Source organism: Craterilacuibacter sp. (genome assembly GCF_051659485.1).
In the GTDB taxonomy this organism is placed as follows: Bacteria; Pseudomonadota; Gammaproteobacteria; order Burkholderiales; family Chromobacteriaceae; genus Craterilacuibacter.
The window spans coordinates 1-1,004 of sequence record NZ_JBOFOO010000194.1 but is presented as its reverse complement, the minus strand read 5'-3'; the positions used below and the strand labels follow the sequence as shown (position 1 = coordinate 1,004).

Here is a 1,004-nt window from a genome sequence, read left to right as displayed (position 1 = left end):
GGCCGTAGCTTGACTGCCAGAACTGGCCGCTGCTGCTGCCCACCTGCTCCCGCTTGCCAAAGGTCCAGGTGGCGCGCCCTTCGTAGACCTTGCGGTTGACCAGACTGCCGTTGATGCCGTCGAACAGGTAGAGCTGCATACGAAAGTTGCGCACGGGATCTTGATACCAACTGGTCAGCTGGTTGCCCTGCGGTTCGATGGAGAGATCGTCGATGCTGCCGAGCACCAGATACTGGCTGTCGGTACGCAGGCTGAGTGCCTTGATCTCCTCGAGGGCGCTGCGATCCCCCTGTTGCAGGTGAAGCGGGTCGATGCGCAAGTTTTCGTCCAGCCACTGGCGCACCGCGACCCCTTGCGGCGCGTTGGCGAGAGTTTCGAACAGCTGGCGTGAGAGGTTTTCCGGCATGTCGTCCATGGCGCCGTAGCTGGCCTGATCCGGATAGCGCATCCGCAGCCTCACCAGTGTCAAATCCTTGGCGAAGTGCTGGGTCTGGCAGATCTGGCGCTCGGCCTGAATGTCGGCCACCAGCGTGATGTACATGCGGCCGTTGCGCACCTCTTCCCGCTTGAGCCGGTACTGGCGAATATCGCCGCCGGAGCGGATCTGGATCTGCTCGGAGCGCAGGCTGCCATTTTCCAGACGCTGGACGCTGGAGACAGCCGCGCCGCTGGCCAGCAGGGCCTGACGCAGGGCGTCGCGGGTTGCCTGCTCGCGGGCATAGACTTCATCGCCCCCCAGAATGGCGGCGCTGCCCTGTGCTTCGATAAGTTCGGCGCGGGCGCTCAGGCTGGCCAGCAGCAGGGTCAACAGCAGCGGTAATTTCATAGCAGATACCTTGAGTTGGCGGGCAGCCACGCCATTTTTGAGGAAATGGCGCCCGCTGGCCGACATGGTTCACAACACTTGCCGGGTGGCAGCGCACGGTGGCGCTGACAATGACCATTAAAAAGCAAGAATCATGCCTCATTCCTGGCTCAAGCTTTGTCCGGCGCGTCCGATAATA

General features: G+C 62.2%; 1 protein-coding gene. It reads right to left on the bottom strand.

What is annotated here, in order from left to right:
- Positions 1 to 826 (bottom strand): flagellar assembly protein T N-terminal domain-containing protein (locus ACRC1E_RS07040; RefSeq protein ID WP_438514401.1); only part of this gene is annotated, 826 nt, incomplete at its 3' end.
- Between the last annotated feature and the right edge of the window lie 178 nt (positions 827 to 1,004).